The organism is Biostraticola tofi (assembly GCF_004343195.1).
In the GTDB taxonomy this organism is placed as follows: Bacteria; Pseudomonadota; Gammaproteobacteria; order Enterobacterales; family Enterobacteriaceae; genus Biostraticola; species Biostraticola tofi.
In genome coordinates this window covers 19,086-39,693 of sequence record NZ_SMCR01000008.1, presented here as the reverse complement: position 1 = coordinate 39,693, position 20,608 = coordinate 19,086, and the positions used below count along the sequence as shown (strand labels likewise).

21 protein-coding genes are annotated in these 20,608 nt (G+C 55.1%); 18 read left to right on the top strand and 3 right to left on the bottom strand.

Annotation, left to right across the window (positions count from 1 at the left end; translation table 11 throughout):
* Positions 1-21: 21 nt before the first annotated feature.
* On the bottom strand, positions 22-2,577 hold the full coding sequence (gene mrcA / locus EDC52_RS15255) for a peptidoglycan glycosyltransferase/peptidoglycan DD-transpeptidase MrcA (RefSeq protein ID WP_131866404.1): 2,556 nt from the start codon (positions 2,575-2,577) through the stop codon (positions 22-24).
* A 120-nt stretch (positions 2,578-2,697) separates the two neighbouring features.
* On the opposite strand from mrcA, the gene EDC52_RS15250 reads away from it, so the two are divergent.
* The 12 genes from EDC52_RS15250 (at position 2,698) to EDC52_RS15195 (ending at position 13,661) form a co-directional block, all read left to right on the top strand.
* Entirely contained in the window at positions 2,698-3,537 is an 840-nt protein-coding gene (locus EDC52_RS15250; protein WP_131866402.1) for a hypothetical protein, read from the top strand.
* Positions 3,537-4,067: a PilN domain-containing protein gene (locus EDC52_RS15245; RefSeq protein WP_131866400.1), complete on the top strand. Its 531-nt coding sequence runs from the start codon at positions 3,537-3,539 to the stop codon at positions 4,065-4,067. Before EDC52_RS15250 ends, EDC52_RS15245 begins: the two co-directional genes overlap by 1 nt.
* The gene (locus EDC52_RS15240; protein WP_131866398.1) at positions 4,054-4,620 is read left to right on the top strand and encodes a hypothetical protein; all 567 of its coding nucleotides are present in this window, start codon (positions 4,054-4,056) and stop codon (positions 4,618-4,620) included. The genes EDC52_RS15245 and EDC52_RS15240 overlap by 14 nt, the downstream gene beginning before the upstream one ends.
* Positions 4,613-5,689 carry a secretin N-terminal domain-containing protein gene (locus tag EDC52_RS15235; protein WP_131866396.1) on the top strand — a complete coding sequence of 359 codons (1,077 nt, stop codon included), beginning with the start codon at positions 4,613-4,615 and terminating at the stop codon, positions 5,687-5,689. The genes EDC52_RS15240 and EDC52_RS15235 overlap by 8 nt, the downstream gene beginning before the upstream one ends.
* A gap of 336 nt (positions 5,690-6,025) precedes the next feature.
* Positions 6,026-6,547, top strand: a complete 522-nt coding sequence (gene aroK, locus EDC52_RS15230; RefSeq protein WP_131866394.1) for a shikimate kinase AroK — start codon at positions 6,026-6,028, stop codon at positions 6,545-6,547.
* Positions 6,548-6,589: 42 nt separating this feature from the next.
* On the top strand, positions 6,590-7,675 hold the full coding sequence (aroB, locus tag EDC52_RS15225; protein ID WP_131866392.1) for a 3-dehydroquinate synthase: 1,086 nt from the start codon (positions 6,590-6,592) through the stop codon (positions 7,673-7,675).
* Between the two features lie 118 nt (positions 7,676-7,793).
* Positions 7,794-8,876 (top strand): SPOR domain-containing protein, encoded by a 1,083-nt coding sequence (locus EDC52_RS15220; RefSeq protein ID WP_131866390.1) that lies wholly within the window; start codon positions 7,794-7,796, stop codon positions 8,874-8,876.
* 82 nt (positions 8,877-8,958) lie between these two features.
* Entirely contained in the window at positions 8,959-9,795 is an 837-nt protein-coding gene (dam, locus tag EDC52_RS15215) for an adenine-specific DNA-methyltransferase (protein WP_131866388.1), read from the top strand.
* Positions 9,796-9,824: 29 nt separating this feature from the next.
* Positions 9,825-10,508: a ribulose-phosphate 3-epimerase gene (rpe, locus tag EDC52_RS15210; RefSeq protein WP_131866386.1), complete on the top strand. Its 684-nt coding sequence runs from the start codon at positions 9,825-9,827 to the stop codon at positions 10,506-10,508.
* Entirely contained in the window at positions 10,495-11,193 is a 699-nt protein-coding gene (locus tag EDC52_RS15205) for a phosphoglycolate phosphatase (RefSeq protein WP_131866384.1), read from the top strand. Before rpe ends, EDC52_RS15205 begins: the two co-directional genes overlap by 14 nt.
* 1 nt (position 11,194) lies before the next feature.
* Entirely contained in the window at positions 11,195-12,199 is a 1,005-nt protein-coding gene (gene trpS, locus EDC52_RS15200; RefSeq protein WP_131866382.1) for a tryptophan--tRNA ligase, read from the top strand.
* Between the two features lie 178 nt (positions 12,200-12,377).
* Entirely contained in the window at positions 12,378-13,661 is a 1,284-nt protein-coding gene (locus EDC52_RS15195) for a cytosine deaminase (protein ID WP_131866380.1), read from the top strand.
* On the opposite strand, the gene EDC52_RS15190 is transcribed toward EDC52_RS15195, so the two are convergent.
* A complete protein-coding gene (locus EDC52_RS15190) occupies positions 13,651-15,075 on the bottom strand; it encodes an aminotransferase-like domain-containing protein (protein ID WP_131866378.1) in 1,425 nt (474 codons plus the stop codon). The genes EDC52_RS15195 and EDC52_RS15190 overlap by 11 nt on opposite strands.
* Positions 15,076-15,244: 169 nt before the next feature.
* Here EDC52_RS15190 and EDC52_RS15185 point away from each other — a divergent pair, with 169 nt between their 5' ends.
* Positions 15,245-15,505 carry a DUF1127 domain-containing protein gene (locus tag EDC52_RS15185; RefSeq protein ID WP_131866376.1) on the top strand — a complete coding sequence of 87 codons (261 nt, stop codon included), beginning with the start codon at positions 15,245-15,247 and terminating at the stop codon, positions 15,503-15,505.
* A gap of 70 nt (positions 15,506-15,575) precedes the next feature.
* Here EDC52_RS15185 and tsgA read toward each other — a convergent pair whose 3' ends face one another.
* Positions 15,576-16,757: an MFS transporter TsgA gene (tsgA, locus tag EDC52_RS15180; protein WP_131866374.1), complete on the bottom strand. Its 1,182-nt coding sequence runs from the start codon at positions 16,755-16,757 to the stop codon at positions 15,576-15,578.
* A gap of 320 nt (positions 16,758-17,077) precedes the next feature.
* On the opposite strand from tsgA, the gene ppiA reads away from it, so the two are divergent.
* From ppiA to argD, 5 genes are all read left to right on the top strand, one after another.
* Positions 17,078-17,650 (top strand): peptidylprolyl isomerase A, encoded by a 573-nt coding sequence (gene ppiA / locus EDC52_RS15175; protein WP_131866372.1) that lies wholly within the window; start codon positions 17,078-17,080, stop codon positions 17,648-17,650.
* 214 nt (positions 17,651-17,864) lie between these two features.
* A complete protein-coding gene (locus EDC52_RS15170; protein WP_131866370.1) occupies positions 17,865-18,032 on the top strand; it encodes a YhfG family protein in 168 nt (55 codons plus the stop codon).
* On the top strand, positions 18,022-18,627 hold the full coding sequence (locus tag EDC52_RS15165) for a putative adenosine monophosphate-protein transferase Fic (RefSeq protein WP_131866368.1): 606 nt from the start codon (positions 18,022-18,024) through the stop codon (positions 18,625-18,627). The genes EDC52_RS15170 and EDC52_RS15165 overlap by 11 nt, the downstream gene beginning before the upstream one ends.
* A gap of 50 nt (positions 18,628-18,677) precedes the next feature.
* Positions 18,678-19,256 carry an anthranilate synthase component II gene (locus EDC52_RS15160; RefSeq protein WP_131866366.1) on the top strand — a complete coding sequence of 193 codons (579 nt, stop codon included), beginning with the start codon at positions 18,678-18,680 and terminating at the stop codon, positions 19,254-19,256.
* Positions 19,257-19,366: 110 nt separating this feature from the next.
* Complete coding sequence (gene argD, locus EDC52_RS15155) at positions 19,367-20,593, top strand: bifunctional acetylornithine/succinyldiaminopimelate transaminase (RefSeq protein ID WP_131866364.1); 1,227 nt, start codon at positions 19,367-19,369, stop codon at positions 20,591-20,593.
* The last annotated feature ends 15 nt before the right edge of the window (positions 20,594-20,608 follow it).

The following is a 20,608-nucleotide window of genomic DNA, read 5'->3' as shown; positions in this document are numbered from 1 at the left end:
GGCTCCCCTGGCACGCCTTGGTCAGAACAGTTCCTGACTCTGGCCATTGTCCATCAGCGTGGTCCCTACTTCATGCACCACTCGGTCTTTTGGCTCGGTACCACTGATGAAATATTCCGCCCGGCTGTTGCCGCCGCCATCCGAAAGTTTGCCTGAACTTTTGTCTATATTGACGGTGATAATGCCTTCCGGTGGCGTCACTTTTTGTTCAGGGATCCCCTCCAGCGCGACTTTCATGAAATCATCCCATGCCGGCTGGGCGCTCTTGGCACCGCCCTCGCCACCGGAGATTTGATCTTCAATAGCGCCGGATGCCGAAGCGCGGCCCAGATTCCGGCGATGGTCATCGAATCCAATCCAAACAGTGGTCACCGTATCGGGGCCATAGCCGGAGAACCAGGCATCCTTGGAGCTGTTGGTGGTACCTGTTTTACCGCCAATATCGCGGCGTTTCAGATCCCGCCCGGCGCGCCAGCCGGTGCCCATCCAGCCAGGTTCGCCGAATATGTTGGAATTCAGCGCGTCATGGATAAGGAATGCCAGTCCTGAATTGATGACGTGTGGAGCATAGTGGTGCTCTCCGTCAGGCGCGACCTGCGGCGGAGCGACATTTTCAAGCCGCGGCATCGGCGGCGCGCCGTTTTCCGGCTGACGGGATACGGCGACATTCTCCATGCTGTCATCGGACAATGCGGCCGCCTTATTGGTTTCTCCGTAAATCACCGGCAGGTTACAGGTGCTGCAAACCACTTTGGGTTTGGCTTCAAACAGCGCATTGCCTGCTTCATCGGTGATCCTGGTGATAAGGTACGGATCGACCAGATAGCCGCCATTCGCCAGTACCGCATAGCCCCTCACCAGCTGCAGCGGGGTAAACGAGGCTGAACCCAGCGCCAGCGATTCGGTATGGACAATGTTCTGAGCCGGAAAACCGAAGCGCTGGAGATACTCTGCGGCATAGTCGACGCCCATGGCGCGCATGGCGCGCACCATTACCACGTTTTTGGACTGGCCCAGCCCCTGGCGCAGACGTATCGGCCCATCGTAGGTGGGCGGTGAGTTCTTGGGACGCCAGTCTGAGCCAGCGCCTGCATCCCAGCGTGAAATAGGGACATCATTAAGGGTGGTGGCGAGCGTCAGCCCTTTATCCATTGCCGCCGTATACAGGAAGGGCTTGATATTGGAGCCGACCTGGCGCAGCGCCTGGGTAATTCGGTTGAACTTGCTCTGGTTGAAATCAAAACCGCCGACCAGTGCTTTCACGGCGCCATCGTTAGGGCTGATTGAGATAAGCGCCGAATTGACGTCCGGTACCTGGCTCAGTAACCAGGTTTCGTTTTCTTTACGTACCCAGATCTGCTGGCCTGCCAGCACCACGTCGGTCACTTTCCTGGGCGTCGGCCCCTGCTGGGTATCGCTCTTGAACGGCCGCGCCCAGCGCATGCCCGCCATCGGCATGCTGATGTTGCTGCCGTCCGCCAGCATAGCCACGGCATGGTCGGTATCGGTCTGGGTGACCACTGCCGGCATCAATGGGCCATAGACCGGCAGTTTTTTCAACGATTCGATGATCCTGTCTTGGCTCCAGGCGCTTTCGCCGACTTTCCACAGCACCTCGGAAGGGCCGCGGTAACCATGGCGCATATCATAGGCGAACACATTGTTGCGCACCGACTCCTGGGCCGCCTGCTGCAGCCTGCGCGTAATGGTGGTATAGACTTTGTAGCCATCGGTATAGGCATTCTCGCCATAACGCTTGATCATATCCTGACGCACCATTTCCGACACGTAGGGCGCTGAGAACGTGATTTCGGGGGCGTGGTAATTTGCCACCAGCGTCTGGCTGCGCGCCTCATCATACTGTGCGCGGGTGATGTAGTTTTCATCCAGCATCCGGCTCAGGACAAGGTTGCGTCGAGCCAGCGACCGGCTGTGAGAGCTGAGCGGGTTGAGCACGGAGGGGGCTTTGGGCAGCCCGGCGATCACTGCCATTTCGCTCAGTGTAAGATCCTCGACATTCTTGCCGAAATAGACCTGTGCGGCAGCACCCACACCATAGGCGCGGTAACCGAGGTAAATTTTATTGAGGTAAAGCTCGAGGATTTCATCTTTGGTCAGCAATTGCTCGATCCGTACCGCCAGGAAGGCTTCCTTGATTTTACGGATAAGGGTGCGTTCCGGACTGAGGAAGAAGTTGCGTGCCAATTGCTGGGTGATGGTGCTGGCGCCCTGGGACGCATGCCCTGACATCAGTGCAATAGAGGATGCGCGCAGGATCCCCACCGGATCGACACCATGGTGTTCATAGAAACGGCTGTCTTCGGTCGCGACAAAAGCGTGGACCAGCTCCGGCGGCATTTGTTCAAGCTTTAACGGGATGCGACGCTTCTCGCCGTACTGGGCTATCAGTTCACCGTCGGCGCTGTAGACCTGCATAGGGGTCTGTAAACGAATGTCTTTCAGCGTAGCCACATCGGGTAATTGCGGTTCGATGTATTTGTACATGCCAAATATCATCGCCGCGCCCAGCAAAATGCAACTCACTGCAAACATTAATAAAAATTTTACGAACTTCACCTGAGATTTCCCATTCAATGTCATTTGGGCAGTTTATAAACAACCGCGCGATAGTATAAAGGTTAGCCTGCACGTTGGATACGTACTTTTAAGCTAAGTCGGATAAGGAGATCACTCATTATGGCATTTTGCGCCCTGCAGGTTGGATTGGCGCTGGAGAATCGGGCATTGCATGTGGTGGTGGCGCGGCCTTTGCGTCAGGCATGGGAACTGATTCAGTGGCAGCAGCACCCTCTGCCGGAAATGCCGGCCGGTCGGCCGATGCCGCCAAAAGTATGCCGTCTGCTGCAGCGGTGCTGCGGGACGCTGCGCCGGCGTATTTCACTCAGGGTCTGTTTCTCGGGCCTGACTGTTTTCCAGAAACGCATCAGCCTGCCGGATAAGCGCCTGGCTGAACCTGCGCTAGGCTGGTATCTCAGCGGGCAGTCAACGCGTCTCTTTCCTGAAGCCGGCGGCCCATTGACCCTCGATTACCGTCGTGATCCGCTGCTGCCGCAAACGATGCTGATAACCGCAGCGCGTAAGCAGGATGTCAGCCTCTGGCACCAGGGATTGCTGGATGCAGACCTGTTGCCAGAGGTGTGGGAAACCGCCGGCTGTTCCCTGCGCCGCATGGCATCTCTCGCCGGCCTCAAGCCTGACCGCTGGCTGCTGCATCGCGATGGCGCCGGCTGGTTGTGGGCGTCGCCGGCGGATTATCCGATGGAGTCGGGTTTCATCGAGGCGACTCAGGCGCCGGATGTTAACGCCGCGCTGCACTGGATGGCCGAAAATTTGCCGACCGCTCTGCAGGCCAACAGTAAAACCTACCTCAGCGGACGGGAGTGCGGACCGCTGCCTGTCGGCATAAGCCGCTGGTCGCCGTTTAGCGTATTTAAACAATCCTGTCGGCCTTTGCCGCAGATGCCAGGCGCTTTTTCTCTCGCCTGCGGTCTGGCGCTGCGCCAGGATGACTGCTGATGTATATGGTTAATATTCTGCCGTGGCGAAAGCGACTGAAGCGTCGCCGACGGCTGTTATTCTGGGGAATGTTGGCGGCACAAATCAGTCTTGTCGCCGCATTTGGCGCTGTGCAGGCTTATGGACTGCGTCAGGAGCGCTCCGCGCTCAGCCGACGTCTGGCAGATGTCGACCGCCGACTTCATGAGCTTGCCGCCGCAGAACTGCGCCTGCCGATCCCCGGCGCGCCGGCGGATTATCGGGCAATAAAAGATAACAACCGTCACTATCTACGCATTGCCGCCAAGCTGCCACAGCTGCTGCCGCCAGGACTGTGGCTGACAGGGTTGAGCCAGCGTGACGGATGCTTAAGGCTGAGCGGCCGGGGGACAGCTCAGGATGATTTTAGCCTCGCCCACCGGCGGCTAGCGGCCAGCCCGCTTTTTACCGCGCTCAAGTGGCAGGAAATAATCCGCCAGCAGGACGGCAGCTATCTATTCAAGCTCGATCTCTACTGGCCACTCCATGGAGGCGGCGATGAGCGTAATTGAAACCGGCGTCGCACGCGTTCTCGGCGCTCATGGCTGGCAGTCGCCGGCGCTTCAGGTCGCTGTGTTTCTGTTGCTGTCAGCCGCGGTGTTCCTGCTGGAGCTGCGGCCTGCTCACCAGGCTAACCTGCAGCTACAGCGGCAAATCGGCCGCCGCGAAAACCTCCTTGCATCACAGGCGCTGAAGCCGATGCATACCGCTGATGAAGACTCGATGGCGCTGCTGCAGGGCAACCGATGTCAGCAGTTGACCGATGATCCGGGCGCATTTACCTCCGTCATGGACGACGGGGCTGGACATATCGCCTGGCGCAGCCATACGGAAGGCGGTCCAGGGACAGCGCAGGGAGCCGTTCGCCGGACGTTAACGCTTACCACCGATTTTGCCGGACTGCTGCGGGTGTTGAACAACCTGGCGGGTCCGGCCGCCTGCATGCCAATTGATTCTCTGACGGCATCGGCCCACCAGGGCAGGCTACAGATAACCATGACGGTGCTGATGCCGCCGAGCGCAGCCCGGTCGGTGCCGACAGCGGAAGGCCTGCCGTATGAGTAACGCTGGCGCCATCATCCTGCTGCTGCCCATTTGCTGGGCCGCCGGCCTGTCATCGGCTGCCGCAGCCGACCGCGATCCCTTTATGCCAGCTTCAACGGCCGGGGTCGGTGAAACATTATCCCCACCGGCTGCATCGCCGCCAGCAACCGAGGTTGAATCGCCACCTCACGCCGGCGGGCCTTTATCCAATCGCCTGGTTACTCTCCAATATGCTGATGCCCGCGAGGTGGCTAAGAATATCCGTCTGCAGAAAAAAGATCTGATGACCCCGCGGGGGAATGTGATGGCGGATCCACGCACCAATTCACTGGTGCTGCGAGATACCGCTGAAGCCCTGGACAGCCTGCAGGATTGGATAGATATCTGGGATCAGCATCTCGATCAGGTGATGATCACTGCGCATATCGTGACCATCAGCCGGGATAATCTGCGCGAAATCGGCGTTAACTGGAGCTATCCGTCAGGCGCAGGCGGGCGCCTGGATATGATGTCTCTGCATCTGCCGCTCGGCGAACATTATGCCCGCTCAGGTTTCCGGCTGGCTCGCCTGGGAGGCCGGGTACTGGAACTCGAACTCACCGCCCTTGAGCAGGAAAACAAAGTCGATATTCTGGCAAGCCCGCGCCTTTATACCTCTCATATGCAGAAAGCCAGCATCAAGCAGGGCACCGAAATTCCCTACCAGGTATCGAGCGGCCGCAGCCGAGGCGCTTCAATCCAGTTCAAGGAAGCGGTACTCAGTATGGAAGTGACCCCAAGGATGCTGCGCAACGGCAGGATAACCCTGGATCTCAGCCTGAGCCAGAACGTACCCGGGCGGCTGATGAAACAAGGCGAAAATGAAAGTGTTTCCATTGATAAGGAAGAAATAAGGACACAAGTAACGCTTTCCGATGGTGAAACCGTGGTTTTAGGTGGTGTTTTTCAGCATCAAAAACAACAAACAAAGGATAAAATTCCGCTTTTGGCTGATATTCCGATCATCGGACATTTGTTCAAAAGAGAGCGCAATCAATATAAACAGCGTGAATTAGTTATTTTTATTACACCCAATCGGATATCAGGATAAACTGTCCCCAGCAGCAAATCGGGCAAAATAGCCATTCAAGCAACAATTTATGCGTTTTTTTCGCGATCAATTTGACGCTGTGTCCGATTTCGCTTACAAGGGTAACCCATTGAGCATCGCTGGTTTTGCGTCATTCTGTAATTTCGGTCCACAGATCGGAATTCTTTCTTGCGGTGTGAGCATCGATTTAATCGGTTGCCAAACTACCCGTAGTGTTGAGATAATTTTCGTCTGATTCTCGCACTATCGCTCATGAGGTTTCAGTTTAGGTCCCGCCGCTAATTTGATTGGCGGGGCGGGTTGTCATTAACGAATAATCTAGTAATACCGAAAAACATGGCAGAGAAACGCAATATCTTTCTGGTTGGGCCTATGGGTGCCGGCAAAAGCACTATTGGGCGGCAGTTGGCTCAACAACTTAATATGGAATTTTTCGATTCTGATCAAGAGATTGAGCGGCGCACCGGGGCAGACGTAGGCTGGGTATTCGACGTGGAAGGCGAAGATGGATTCCGCGATCGTGAAGAAAAGGTCATCAACGAACTGACCGAAAAACAGGGCATCGTGCTGGCAACCGGCGGTGGCTCGGTAAAATCTCGCGAAACTCGTAACCGCCTTTCAGCCCGCGGTGTGGTTGTCTATCTTGAAACCACCATTGAAAAACAGCTGGCTCGAACCCAGCGCGACAAAAAACGTCCCTTGCTGCAGGTTGAAGCTCCGCCGCGTGAAGTTCTGGAAGCGCTGGCGCGTGAACGCAATCCTTTGTATGAAGAAATTGCGGATGTCACCATCCGTACCGACGAACAAAGTGCTAAAGTAGTTGCTAACCAAATTATTAATATGCTGGAAAGCAATTGATCTAGCCTGTGATGAGATGCCTAAAAGGTCATTGAGCGCCCCATGGATAGCATTACCGTTACACTAGGGGAGCGCAGCTACCCAATCACCATAGCAGCCGGGTTATTCAGCAACCCGGCTTCTTTCATGCCGCTTCAACGTGGCGACCTGGCGATGCTGGTAACTAACGATACGCTGGCTTCTCTTTACCTGGAGCCGGTCCGTTCCGTGCTTGAGCAGGCCGGGGTGATAGTTGATCAGGTGATCCTGCCGGATGGCGAACAGCACAAGTCGCTGGCGGTGCTCGATCAGGTGTTCACGGCGTTGCTGCAAAAGCCTCACGGCCGAGATACCACCTTGATTGCGCTGGGCGGAGGCGTTATTGGTGATTTGGTCGGTTTTGCCGCCGCCAGCTACCAGCGCGGCGTCCGTTTTATTCAGGCTCCCACTACTCTGCTGTCCCAGGTCGATTCTTCGGTCGGCGGCAAGACGGCCGTAAACCATCCGCTCGGCAAAAACATGATCGGCGCCTTCTATCAGCCTGCTTCCGTGGTCATCGACATCGACAGCCTGAAAACGCTGCCGGCGAATGAACTGGCCTCGGGGCTTGCTGAAGTGATTAAGTACGGCATCATCCTGGATTATGATTTTTTTGTCTGGCTTGAAGACCATCTTGATGAACTGCTGTCGCTGGATCCCGGCGCGCTGGCCTACTGCATCCGCCGCTGCTGCGAACTGAAAGCGCAGGTTGTCGCTGCCGATGAGCGCGAACATGGACTGCGTGCGCTACTGAACCTGGGTCATACCTATGGTCATGCCATCGAGACTCACATGGGCTACGGCAACTGGCTACATGGCGAAGCGGTGGCGGCCGGTATGGTGATGGCGGCCAATGCGGCACGTCGTCTAGGGCAGTTCTCTGACGAGGATCTGGCCAGGACCCGAAAATTGCTGTTGCGCGCCGGTCTGCCGGTGAGCGGGCCGGAACAGATGGCCCCTGAAGATTATCTGCCGCATATGATGCGCGACAAGAAAGTGTTGTCCGGCAAGCTCAGACTGGTATTGCCGCTCGGCCTGGGCAGCGCCGAAGTCCGCACCGGCATCGAAAATAACATCGTTTTGGCGTCTATCGCGGACTGCCAAGACTGAATCTGTCCGTCTAGCCTTGACTATCCACAGGATATGGCAGCGACCGGATGCATTGTTACCTTAACCGTCCCGGCGTCAAAATGACGCGGGGATGCTTCTCTGGGTCGGAGAGTGATATATGGATGAGTTCAAATCGGAAGACGAACTGAGACCGGACAGCAGCGATCGCCGCGCCCCCCGTCAGCGTAAAGGGCCGTCGGTACCCAAGGTGGCCATGTCCAGGCAGCATCTGATGATCGGTATCGGCATTCTGGTACTGCTGCTGCTGGTTATCAGTATCGGTTCGGCGCTGAAATCGCCGACGCCTTCGGGCGATCCACGCCAGCCGACCAACGCGGCCGGCGGCGAGAAAAATATCAACTTATCCGGCGAGACCACTGAGGGCGGCAACAGCGTCACACCGACACCGGACGCTCCTCAGTCCGGCGCGCTAACCGCGCCCGGTGCGGTGCCTGATGCCGGCATGCCTAACACCGTCAACGGCAGCAACGGCCAACCTTCCCAGCCACAGGAGCTCAGCGCGCCGCCGGTCGCTTCCAGTCCTACCCAGGCACCGCCAATAACGACGCCGAGCGGCCAGCAGCGTATTGAATTACCAGGTAATATGACCGACGCGCTTTCTCAGCAGGGCGACCGGGTTAATGGCATGTCCTCGCAAATGACGCGTCAGGGCGCCTCATCGACTTTGCCTACCGCACCTGCGACCGTGGCGCCTTCAGCCAGAGAATCGGCTCACAAGGCCCCTGCCAGCACCACGCCGAAATCGAACCGGCCGACAACGATGGTGCCGAGCGCGACTAACGGCAACAGCCGCTCAGCCAGTGCTGCCGCACCGGCAGCCAAAGCTCCGGCCAACCGGGCCGCCGCTGCTGCTCCGACGGTGCCAGCTGCTGGCGCATCATCAGCAACAGCCAGCGCTGGCGGCGCAGTACAATCAGCGCCTTCAGGCTACTATACTTTGCAGCTCAGCAGCGCATCGCAGCCGGCTACTCTGAATGCCTATGCGAAAAAACAGCAGTTGAGCCAGTACTGGGTGTACGAAACCCGTCGCGACGGCAGGCCGTGGTATGTCCTGGTCAGCGGCGTTTACCCGACCGCCTCGCAGGCAAAAAGCGCGGTAGCGCAACTGCCGGCAGATGTGCAGGCTAAAAAACCGTGGGCGCGGCAGGTGGGCCAGGTAAAACAAGACCAGAATAAATAGTCTCTGAATTAAGCACTGATGTGTTTAATTAAACAGGGTACAATTCGCGGCTCAAAAAAGTGTGTGAGTAACAGTTGAAGGCATGAAGAAGAACCGCGCGTTTTTAAAATGGGCTGGCGGCAAGTACCCGCTGATTGAGGACATCCGCCGCCATCTGCCGGCGGGGGATTGCCTTATCGAGCCCTTTGTCGGCGCCGGATCGGTGTTCCTCAATACCGACTATGATCGCTATATTCTTGCTGATATCAACCGCGATCTCATCAACCTCTATGGGATCGTAAAAGAGCGGCACCTAGAGTTTATCCGCGATGCCCGCCTGTTGTTTGATGATGAAGCCAACCAGGCGCATGTGTTCTATCTTTATCGTACCGAGTTCAATCTCTGCACCGATGATTACCGCCGCGCGCTGTTGTTTCTCTATCTCAATCGCCATTGCTACAATGGGCTGTGCCGCTACAATCTGAGAGGGGAGTTCAACGTTCCCTTCGGCCGCTACAAAAAACCTTATTTTCCGGAAACCGAACTGTATCGGTTTGCGGACAAGGCGCAACGGGCAATTTTCGTCTGTGAACCCTACAGCAAGACGTTGTCCAATGCGCCATCAGGTTCAGTGGTCTATTGCGATCCGCCTTATGTACCGCTTTCGGCAACGGCAAATTTCACGGCTTACCATACCAACAGTTTCAGCCAAGTGGAGCAGCAGGATCTGGCAGTCCAGGCCTACCAGCTGGCCAGCGGCGCTGCCCAGGTACCGGTACTGATTTCCAATCATGATACGCCTGAAACCCGCCAATGGTACCGGCAGGCGCAACTGCATGAGGTCAAGGTGCGCCGCACCATCAGCCGCAATACCCTGGGCCGCAGCAGCGTCAACGAACTGCTGGCGCTTTTTCACTATCCCGGAAAAACCGATAGCTGAACTTTACACACTAATCACTGGAGCAGCGGATGAAAAATTTCTTGATAGCCCCCTCCATCCTCTCGGCCGATTTTGCCCGCCTGGGTGAGGATACCGCCCGAGTCCTGGCAGCCGGCGGTGACGTGGTGCATTTTGATGTCATGGACAACCACTACGTGCCCAACCTCACTATGGGGCCGATGGTATTAAAAGCCCTGCGCGATTATGGCATCACCGCACCGATAGACGTTCATCTGATGGTCAAGCCAGTTGACCGCCTGATCCCGGATTTCGCCGCGGCAGGGGCCAGCTATATTACCTTTCATCCCGAAGCCTCTGCACATGTGGACCGCTCCCTGCAACTGATACGCGATCATGGCTGTAAAGCCGGCCTGGTGTTTAATCCGGCCACGTCGCTCAACTATCTCGACTACGTACTGGATAAAATCGACGTCATATTGCTGATGTCGGTCAATCCCGGCTTTGGTGGCCAGTCGTTTATTCCCGGCACGCTGGACAAACTCCGTCAGGCGCGCCGTATTATCGACGACAGCGGCCTGGATATTCGCCTGGAAATCGACGGCGGGGTCAAGGTAGACAATATCGGCGCTATCGCCGCCGCCGGCGCGGATATGTTTGTCGCCGGTTCAGCCATTTTTGGTCATGAAAACTATCAATCGGTGATAAGCGACATGAAGCGTGAACTGGCAGGAGTCGCCAATGGCCAATCTTGAAACGATACGCGGTCTGGCATTTGATCTCGACGGCACTCTGATAGACAGCGCACCCGGTCTCAGCCGTGCCATGGACCTGACCCTGACCGAACTGGGCTTCCCGGCTCCAGGCCAGCAAAGAGTGTCTACCTGGATAGGCAACGGTGCCGATATTTTGGTCGAGCGCGCCCTCGCCTGGGCTGGCGTCGAGCCAGACCCGCAACAGCAGTTGCAGACCCGCCAGCGCTTTGACCGGCATTATGCCGATACGGTGGACGCCGGCAGCACCCTATTCCCAGGCGTTGAACGGACGCTGGCGCAACTGGCGAGCCTGCACCTGCCGATGGCGGTAGTCACCAATAAGCCAACCCCGTTTGTCGCTCCGCTGCTGGCATCGTTGAATATCGACCGCTATTTTTCATTGATTATCGGCGGTGATGATGTGGTGGCGAAGAAGCCGCATCCGGCGCCGCTGTATCTGGTGCTTGGCACATTGGGGCTGTATGTCGATCAGTTGCTGTTCGTCGGTGATTCACGTAATGATATCATGGCCGCCAGGTCGGCCGGTTGCCCGTCGGTCGGTCTGACCTATGGCTATAACTATGGCGAAGCGATCGCATTGAGTGAACCAGACTATGTCCTCGATCGTTTTACCGATCTTCTGCCCATTCTCGGGTTGTCATCTTTAGCTAATCAGGACGTATAACATGAGTAAGCCCATCGTTTTCAGCGGCGCGCAGCCATCAGGTGAATTGACCATCGGCAATTACATGGGTGCGCTGCGTCAGTGGGTGAATATGCAAAACGACTATGACTGTATCTACTGCATCGTCGATCTGCACGCAATCACCGTCCGTCAGGATGCACAAAAACTGCGCAAAGCGACGCTGGACCTGGTGGCCCTTTATCTGGCATGCGGCATCGACCCGGAAAAAAGCACCATTTTCGTCCAGTCTCATGTTCCGGAGCATACCCAGCTCGGCTGGTTGCTAAATTGCTACACCTATTTTGGCGAACTCAGCCGCATGACGCAGTTCAAGGATAAATCCTCCCGTTATGCGGAGAACATCAATGCCGGGCTGTTCGATTATCCGGTATTAATGGCTGCCGATATTTTACTCTATCAAACCCAGCAAGTGCCGGTTGGCGAAGACCAGAAACAGCATCTTGAACTTTCCCGCGATATCGCCCAGCGCTTCAACAGTCTCTATGGCCCGATTTTTACCATCCCTGAGCCATTTATTCCCAAGTCCGGCGCCCGCATCATGTCGCTGCTTGAGCCGAACAAGAAAATGTCCAAGTCGGATGATAACCGCAATAATGTCATCACTCTGCTGGAAGACCCAAAATCGGTAGTCAAAAAGCTTAAGCGTGCGGTTACCGATTCAGAAGAGCCGCCGATGGTGCGCTACGATACCGCCAACAAGCCGGGCGTTTCCAATCTGCTGGATATACTGAGCGGGGTAAACGGTAAACCTATCGCACAGCTGGAGCGCGAATTCGAAGGCAAAATGTACGGCCATCTGAAGACCGAAGTCGCTGATGCGGTGTCAGCTATGCTGGTCGATTTCCAGGCGCGCTATCATCAGCTGCGCAACGATGAAGCTTTCCTGCATCAGGTATTGCGCGACGGGGCGGACAAAGCCGGGCAGCGCGCCGCTGCCACCCTGGCCAGGGTTTATGATGCCGTGGGGATGGTCGCCCGCTGCTGATAACCGCCTTGGCTGCTATCGTGCACTGTCAAACAGGGCGTCAGGCGTAATGGCCTGACGCCCTGTTTTTTTTTAACCTCTTTAAGGCCTGGAAGCATCGCTTTTTAAGATTGCCGGTTGTTATTCCAGCGCCTTTACGCTATGGATTAATCATGACCATGACACAGCGAGGTAATCCGTGCCCAAGCCACCCCTGCAAACTATCACCCATGTCCGCCTGCCGTGGCGGGAAGGTTTATGGCAGATAACTATAGAGAACGGCAAAATCCGCCAGCTGGCGCCGCAGAACCAGGGGCAGCCCGACAGCCCCGAAGTCTTGGATGGGGGCGGCGGGCTGGCGGTACCGCCCTTTGTTGAGCCTCATATTCATCTTGATACCACTCAGACCGCCGGCGATCCCCATTGGAATCAATCCGGTACTCTGTTTGAAGGGATTGCCCGCTGGGCAGAGAGAAAGGCCAGCCTGACGGTTGAAGATGTCAAGGCTCGGGCCTGGCAGACGCTGAAATGGCAAATCGCCAATGGCATTCAGCACGTGCGCAGCCATGTGGATGTCTCCGATCCGTCGCTGACCGCCCTGAAGGCAATGCTTGAAGTGAAACGGGAGGTTGCTCCCTGGGTCGAATTGCAACTGGTGGCCTTTCCCCAGGAGGGCATTCTTTCCTATCCTCAAGGAGAGGCCCTGCTGGAAGAAGCGCTGAGGATGGGCGCAGATGTGGTGGGGGCTATTCCGCATTTCGAGTTCACCCGTGAGTACGGCATCGAATCACTTCACAAGGCATTTGCGCTGGCCGATAAATACCAACGTTTGATTGACGTGCATTGCGATGAAATTGATGACGAACAATCACGTTTTGTCGAAACGGTCGCCGCCCTGGCTCATCGCGATGGTCTTGGCGCCAGAGTAACCGCAAGCCATACCACAGCGATGCATTCCTATAATGGAGCCTATACCGCCCGGCTGTTCCGACTGCTGAAATTATCGGGCATCAACTTTGTCGCCAATCCGCTGGTCAATATCCATCTGCAAGGCAGGTTTGACGATTATCCCAAACGCCGCGGCGTGACACGGGTAAAAGAGATGCTGGAAGCCGGTATCAACGTCTGCTTTGGTCACGATGACGTCTTCGACCCCTGGTATCCGCTAGGCACCGGCAATATGCTCCAGGTACTGCATATGGGACTGCATGTCTGCCAGTTGATGGGCTACGAGCAAATAAACCAAGGGCTGAATCTGATTACCTCTAACAGTGCCAAAACCATGAACCTGGAACATTACGGCATCAAAAGCGGCCATGAAGCCAATCTGGTGATACTACCGGCAGAAAATGGTTTTGATGCCGTAAGGCGGCAGACGGCGCCACGTTATGTGATTCGCCAAGGTCGGCTTATTAGCGAAACGCCGCCCAGTCAATCGATGATCTATCTGGAAAAAGCCGAAAAAGTCAGTTTCAGGCAGTGAATTCGTCCATCTGTTGCTGCATCAACTTACCGATGTGCTTTATCGCCGCTTCGACCTCAGCGGTGAGCGGGCGGGCATAGCTGATACGGATACAGTTGCGGTATTTTCCCGAAGCGGAAAATACCGGCCCGACGGCCACCTTGATGCCGCTTCCCTCCAATTGCCGATTGAGACGCAGGCTATCAAAACGTTCGGGCATTTCTATCCACAGCACAAAACCGCCCTGCGGGCGGCTGACCCTTGATGCCTTCGGGAAATAGGCACAAATCCAGTCGGTCATAATGTCGCGATTCAACTGGTAACGGGTGCGGACGGCACGCAGATGCTTATGGTAATCGCCGCGCCGGATAAACTCCGCTACCGCCAGCTGCGGCTGGGTAGCAGTAGCGCCGGTGCCGATGTATTTCATATGTATCACCTGATCCATATAGCGACCAGGTGCTATCCAGCCAACCCGCAGCCCCGGTGCCAGCGTCTTTGAGAACGAGCTGCAAAGCAATACCCGTCCGTCCTCGTCAAATGACATGATGGTCCTGGGGCGCGGATAGTGGTAAGCCAGGTCAGCATACACATCGTCTTCAATAATCGGTGTGTCATAGCGCTGCGCCAGTGTCAGCAGGGCCTGTTTATGCGCATCCGGCATGATGTAACCCAGGGGATTATTACAGTTTGGCGTTAGCTGTATGGCTTTAATCGGCCACTGTTCCAGCGCCAGGGACAGGGCATCCAGGCTGATGCCAGTCAGCGGATCGGTCGGGATCTCCAGCGCCTTCATGCCAAATCCCTTCAGGATTTGGGTTACACCGTGAAAACTGGGCGAATCAACCGCGATAATATCCCCCGGCTGGCAAAGCGCATGAATGGCTATCGACAGTGCCTCATGGCAGCCGGTGGTCACCATGATACCGTCCGGGGAGATATGGCTGCCGCTGTCCACCAGCAGGCGTGAAATCTGTTCGCGCAGGCTGAGAGAACCGCTGATTTCATCATAGTTCAGGCTGCTCAGATCGGTATTAAGCGCGATACGGCTCAGATATTTTGTCAGCGGCTTCAGGCTGGGTACCGTCACATCCGGAATGCCCATGCCCATGTGCTGGGTGACGCCCTGTGCCCGGCCCTGAAGCTGATTAAGCACCAAATCCCACTGGGAAATCTCCACTGGTCGCTGAGCATGGCGGCACATGGCGGGCAAGGCAGGAAGGTCGTGTTTCTGACTGACAAAATAGCCTGATTTGGGCCGGGGCTCGACCAGTTGACGCTGTTCCAATACCCGGTAAGCCTGCTGCACGGTGCTGATACTGACTTCATGTTCCTGACTAAGGGATCGCACCGAAGGAAGCCGCTGACCGCACTGGTACAGGCCCTGCTCTATGCGTTCGCCGATTATATCGGCCAGCCGGTAATAGCGCGTCATACTGCCCCCATACGCGGTTCAAGAAAAAAACAATACAGATTGGCGGATATAGTAGCAGTACAGAGCTGAATTGGGCAATCTGTATGGAGAAAATTATTCTTTTCTGAATCTGTACGGTAGCCGGTTGAATGTTACATGATGGTTAAACCCTAATTGATGAGGAACTATCATGAAAAATCCGCCTTTGAACGGTATCGATACGCTACGGCAGACCTGCAGCCTGGAGCAGCAAAATAAACCCAGGCTTTTTTTTCTGACGCTATGGCTCAACCGGCTTTCAGCCTGGCGCGCCTTTCGAAAGAACAAAAACCTGCTGCTGGCGCTCAATGACAGTCAATTAAAAGATATCGGGTTAAAGCGTGAAGATATTCAACTGGCTGACAGTGATCGCTTCAGGCACATCATAGGCGGCAGCTATCCACCATTTTGAGTCGGCCATTCATGGAAAGCAGGGGAACCCTGCCCATCTCTCGCAAGGAGTCAGCGGGCAGGGAAGGGACTTAGAGGCTATGCTGGCGATGTCGGGTGACGAAACCCAGCAGCAGGCATAGAACAAACACCGTCAGGTAGAGTCCGTTGGCGGTGTAAAGCGCCGCTTTGGGGCCATAGGTCGACACGATAGGACTGGTGACCACGAAAGTCAGCATGGTGCCGATGGTGCCGCAGGTCAGAATAAAGTTGACCAGCTTTGGCGAGGTCACGCGGGTCTGCTGAGAGCCCAGGGTAATGATAGTGGTATAGATTGCGCTGGAGACAAAGCCCAGAGCCAGCAGATAGTAGTGCAGATGAGTTGCCTCGCCGGAGGCCAGGAACAGGTACATCAGGATTGCCGACAAGCCCGCCAGGATCGTCACGATGCGCTGCAGATCGGTAAAGCGCAATACCGCGCTGAATACCCACATGCCGACCATATAGGCGGTCCAGAAATTGCCGACCAAACCTCCTGCCTGCTGGATATCCATGCCGAAGGTGCCGGTCACGTACTGGGGGGCCCAGGCGATGAAGCCAAGCTGGCCGAGAATATAGCACAGAGCGGCAATTGCCAGCAGCAGGGCCCCCATTCCCCATTTTTCTTTGACTGGCGCCTCTTTGTTCATCGCCGTACCCGGTTTTTTACCCAGAATCGGAAAATCGGATATCAGCGTCAGGATAAAAATCGCCACATACAGGATGCCGATGCAGGCATACACCCAGTACCATTGAATATGCCGTGCCAGCAGCACGCCGGCCAGGATGGGAAACAGCGTGCCGGCCATGCTGAAGAACGAATCGGTGAACAGCAGCCGGGATCCGCGCTGGCGCCCTTCATACAAATACGTTATCAGGAAGGTGCCTATCGACATGGTAATGCCGCTTACCACACCCAATATGAACATCGACAGGGAGAACACGGCCAGGTTATTGCCGCTCATCAGTCCGGCTATTGCCAGCAGCATCAGCACAAAGCCGGCGATCAACTGCTTTTTAAGCGGAATTATTTCCATAAGCCAGGCATTGAGGAAAATGGCTATCAAAATGCCGGCGTTCAGAAAGGTAAAGGTGTTACTCATGCTGGAAACCGGCAACTGAAAATATTCAGCAATATTACTGAGCACCATTCCGGTGATAATAACCAAAGCTCCAGTTAGTCCATATGAAAAAAAGCTGATCCATGTTAAACGCAGTCGATTACTGTTAGTCATAATAGGCCTGTTCAAAAGAAACAAATGACCGCTTCACCCTTTGCTGTTAAAGGGTAAATGAGTTCTTCCCAAACGAACCCAAATGGTATCATGGCCCTATGAGCAAGTAATGGTTTACCTTCGGCGTATTCCGAAATTAAGACATAAACGTAATGTCGGTTTAGCTTATTTTGTCATGGTGTAACGGGTAGCAATTTTGCGGCTAGAGGCGTTTTCCGCGCTGAATTACGTAAAAATAGGTAAATGGGTAGCGTTAGGCATAGACGCTCTTTAGAATCTAATCGCTCCCTGCGACTTATCTTTCAAAGAAGGATCCTTTCATGCTGAAACGAACATTGGCAACCGCTGCGACCGTTGTCGCCCTTGCCATGATGTCTTCATCCGCCATTGCCGCACCTCAGGAGACCCATGTTCTGCTGACCACCTCCGCCGGCAATATCGAATTAGCGCTGGATAATCAAAAAGCGCCGGTTTCCAGCCAGAATTTTGTCGAGTACGTTAACAGCGGTTTTTATAACAACACTATTTTTCACCGCGTCATACCCGGCTTTATGGTTCAGGGCGGTGGTTTCACGGAAGATATGTCACAAAAGCAAACCCGGCCGCCGATAAAAAACGAAGCCGACAATGGATTACGTAATACACGCGGCACGATTTCCATGGCCCGTACCGCTGATAAAGACAGTGCCACCAGCCAGTTCTTTTTAAACGTAGCGGATAACGCGTTTCTTGACCATGGGCAGCGTGATTTTGGCTATGCGGTGTTCGGCAAGATTGTCAAAGGCATCGACGTGGTCGACAAAATAGCCCAGGTACCTACCAAAAATGTGGGGCCTTATCAGAATGTGCCGGTAAAACCTATCGTCATCCTGTCGGCGAAAATCATGCCCTGATGAAAATCATGCCCTGATAATGATAGGCCCGATGATTGGCCTGCCTTCCTTCTGCTAACGTCCAGAAAGGCTTTGCGGCCTTTCTCACGTTTCATTGTCTTCTGGCTGTTGCCCCCCCCCTTCATTGCTCCCTGCGAAACCGCCAATGCTGATTATACTTCAGACTATACCGCGCCATTTCTCGCCCTGAAGCACGGCAAAGTGGAGGAGCTCAATGAAAAAGATCACCGAAAAGCAGAAGGAACGACATTTCCTTGCGCGCCGCAATGAGAATTACCGTGAAAGCCTGCGCCTGGACGGCCATGACCTGCCGCTGGTAACCCTGGATGCCAGTGAAACAGAGCAGCAGATCCAGCAGCTGAGGGCCCGCTATGAACGATAAACGGGTAAATGATTTGGATCCTTATGTGATTGCCGGCAGCCAGGTTTTGGCCAACAAACTGAATATTACCGACAGCAAGCGCCTGATTGAAGCTGAAATTGCCTTCAGCAGACTACGGGCCTCAACCATTGAACTGGCCGCTCCTACAATGGGGTTGCCACGTCTTTGCGCCATCCATCGGACGTTGTTCCAGGATATCTTTGACTGGGCCGGCGAATTGCGGCTGGTCGATATCTCTCAGGATGACACCGGTTATTGCCACTTCGCCTATCTGGAAAAGGAGGGCAATGCGGTGATGCAGAGACTGGAAGATGAGGAGTATCTGCTGGGACTGACCCTTGAGCAAATCTGCCCTCGTCTGGCGGAATATTATGCCGATATTCATATGCTCCACCCTTTTCGTGAGGGTAACGGCCGTGCCCAGCGCATTTTCTTTGAGCAACTGGTCATCCATGCGGGTTTTGACATCAGTTGGCAGGGGATAGATCGTCAGGCATGGCTTGAAGCCAACCGGGCGGGGGCCCTCGGTGACCTGAGCCTGCTGACCGATATTTTTCGCCAGGCAGTCAGAGAACCGCAGCCGCGGGACGCGTAAAAGGTATACGCTGATGATAAAATGGATATTTATCACATGATGATTTGTTTATGCTGCTGATAATCGACAATTATGATTCATTTACCTACAACCTCTATCAGTATTTCTGCCAGCTGGGAGCAGAGGTTGAGGTCAGGCGGCATGACGCCCTGGATATCCAGGCTATCGAACGAATGGCCCCGACCCAGCTGGTGATTTCACCCGGCCCGGGGACACCAGATGACGCGGGTATTTCCCTCCACGCTATCCGCCATTTCGCTGGCGTGATTCCGATTCTTGGCGTCTGCCTGGGACACCAGGCCATAGCCCAGGCATTTGGTGCCCGGATCATACGCGCCCGCCAGGTGATGCACGGCAAAACATCTGCCGTCGGTCATGACGGCAAAGGGGTATTCAGCGGACTGGAAAACCCTTTCACCGTGACCCGTTATCATTCCCTGATCGTTGACCCTGAAAGCCTGCCTGATTGTCTAGAAGTCACGGCATGGAGCTTGAAACAACAGCAACATGATGAAATTATGGGCATCCGCCATCGAAGTCTGAAACTTGAGGGCGTACAGTTCCATCCGGAAAGCATCCTCAGCCAGCATGGGCTGCTACTGCTTAACAACTTTTTGCACCAGCGCTAAAAAACTTTTTGTCGGGCAGAGCAAATAACGTTTGCATGAATATGATTAATTATGCATATTTTATGATTAAACTTTCACTTGAGTAATTTTGCGCATAGAGATAATTATTTATGAAAACAGAGCAAGCTGCAGTCACCAGGCAAACATTTGACCAGGTTATTTTGCCCGTTTATGCACCGGCGAATTTCATCCCGGTTAAAGGCAAGGGCAGCCGCGTCTGGGATCAGCAGGGCAAGGAATATATTGATTTTGCCGGCGGAATTGCGGTGACTGCCTTGGGTCACTGTCATCCGGCGCTGGTCTCGGCATTGATAGAGCAGGGACAGACACTGTGGCACACCAGCAATGTCTTCACCAATGAACCGGCACTGCGTCTGGCGAGCAAGCTGATAGAGGCGACGTTTGCCGATCGCGTTTTTTTTGCCAACTCCGGCGGTGAAGCCAACGAAGCGGCCTTTAAGCTGGCACGGCATTATGCGGTTACCCGCCATAGCCCTTACAAAACCAAAATCATTGCTTTTCACAATGCGTTCCATGGACGTACGCTGTTCACCGTTTCAGTAGGCGGCCAGCCCAAGTATTCGGATGGTTTCGGGCCCAAGCCAGCGGATATCGTCCATGTTCCCTTTAACGATCTGGCTGCGGTAAAAGCGGTTATCGATGATCACACCTGCGCTATCGTGGTTGAGCCGATTCAAGGTGAAGGGGGGATTACCGCAGCTACCCCTGAATTCATGCAGGGCCTGCGTGAGCTTTGCGACCAGCATCAGGCGCTGCTGGTCATGGACGAAGTGCAGTGCGGCATGGGCCGTACCGGTAAGCTGTTCACCTATATGCATTACGGCGTCACCCCGGATATCCTGACCACGGCCAAAGCGCTGGGCGGCGGTTTCCCGGTCAGCGCCATGCTGGCCACTGAGGACGTTGCCTCGGTAATGGCGGTGGGCACCCATGGCACCACTTATGGGGGTAATCCACTTGCCTGCGCGGTGGCTGAGGCCGCCCTGGATCTGATTAATACCCCGGAAGTCTTGGCCGGCATAGAAGAACGGCACCACCGTTTCCATGCCGCCTTAAACGCAATAAATGACAAATATGCTGTTTTCGCCGACGTTCGAGGTTCTGGTTTGCTGATAGGGGCCGAGTTGACTGCCAACTATCAGAGTCGAGCGCGTGAATTCCTGCATGCCGCCGCCACAGAAGGTGTGATGGTGTTAAACGCCGGTCCCAACGTGGTGCGCTTCGCCCCCTCACTGGTTATCGATATCGAGGATATAGACGCCGGCATGGCTCGCTTTGAAAAAGCAGTTGCCCGAGTCATCACGCCAACTGTCTGAAAACAGGCATCGCTC

Bases quoted from the DNA above. Each gene is read 5' to 3' on its own strand.
- EDC52_RS15250 (WP_131866402.1), top strand. From the start codon at position 2,698: ATGGCATTTTGCGCCCTGCAGGTTGGATTGGCGCTGGAGAATCGGGCA.
- EDC52_RS15245 (WP_131866400.1), top strand. From the start codon at position 3,537: ATGTATATGGTTAATATTCTGCCGTGGCGAAAGCGACTGAAGCGTCGC.
- EDC52_RS15240 (WP_131866398.1), top strand. From the start codon at position 4,054: ATGAGCGTAATTGAAACCGGCGTCGCACGCGTTCTCGGCGCTCATGGC.
- EDC52_RS15235 (WP_131866396.1), top strand. From the start codon at position 4,613: ATGAGTAACGCTGGCGCCATCATCCTGCTGCTGCCCATTTGCTGGGCC.
- aroK (WP_131866394.1), top strand. From the start codon at position 6,026: ATGGCAGAGAAACGCAATATCTTTCTGGTTGGGCCTATGGGTGCCGGC.
- aroB (WP_131866392.1), top strand. From the start codon at position 6,590: ATGGATAGCATTACCGTTACACTAGGGGAGCGCAGCTACCCAATCACC.
- EDC52_RS15220 (WP_131866390.1), top strand. From the start codon at position 7,794: ATGGATGAGTTCAAATCGGAAGACGAACTGAGACCGGACAGCAGCGAT.
- dam (WP_131866388.1), top strand. From the start codon at position 8,959: ATGAAGAAGAACCGCGCGTTTTTAAAATGGGCTGGCGGCAAGTACCCG.
- rpe (WP_131866386.1), top strand. From the start codon at position 9,825: ATGAAAAATTTCTTGATAGCCCCCTCCATCCTCTCGGCCGATTTTGCC.
- EDC52_RS15205 (WP_131866384.1), top strand. From the start codon at position 10,495: ATGGCCAATCTTGAAACGATACGCGGTCTGGCATTTGATCTCGACGGC.
- trpS (WP_131866382.1), top strand. From the start codon at position 11,195: ATGAGTAAGCCCATCGTTTTCAGCGGCGCGCAGCCATCAGGTGAATTG.
- EDC52_RS15190 (WP_131866378.1), bottom strand. From the start codon at position 15,075: ATGACGCGCTATTACCGGCTGGCCGATATAATCGGCGAACGCATAGAG.
- EDC52_RS15185 (WP_131866376.1), top strand. From the start codon at position 15,245: ATGAAAAATCCGCCTTTGAACGGTATCGATACGCTACGGCAGACCTGC.
- tsgA (WP_131866374.1), bottom strand. From the start codon at position 16,757: ATGACTAACAGTAATCGACTGCGTTTAACATGGATCAGCTTTTTTTCA.
- ppiA (WP_131866372.1), top strand. From the start codon at position 17,078: ATGCTGAAACGAACATTGGCAACCGCTGCGACCGTTGTCGCCCTTGCC.
- EDC52_RS15170 (WP_131866370.1), top strand. From the start codon at position 17,865: ATGAAAAAGATCACCGAAAAGCAGAAGGAACGACATTTCCTTGCGCGC.
- EDC52_RS15165 (WP_131866368.1), top strand. From the start codon at position 18,022: ATGAACGATAAACGGGTAAATGATTTGGATCCTTATGTGATTGCCGGC.
- EDC52_RS15160 (WP_131866366.1), top strand. From the start codon at position 18,678: ATGCTGCTGATAATCGACAATTATGATTCATTTACCTACAACCTCTAT.
- argD (WP_131866364.1), top strand. From the start codon at position 19,367: ATGAAAACAGAGCAAGCTGCAGTCACCAGGCAAACATTTGACCAGGTT.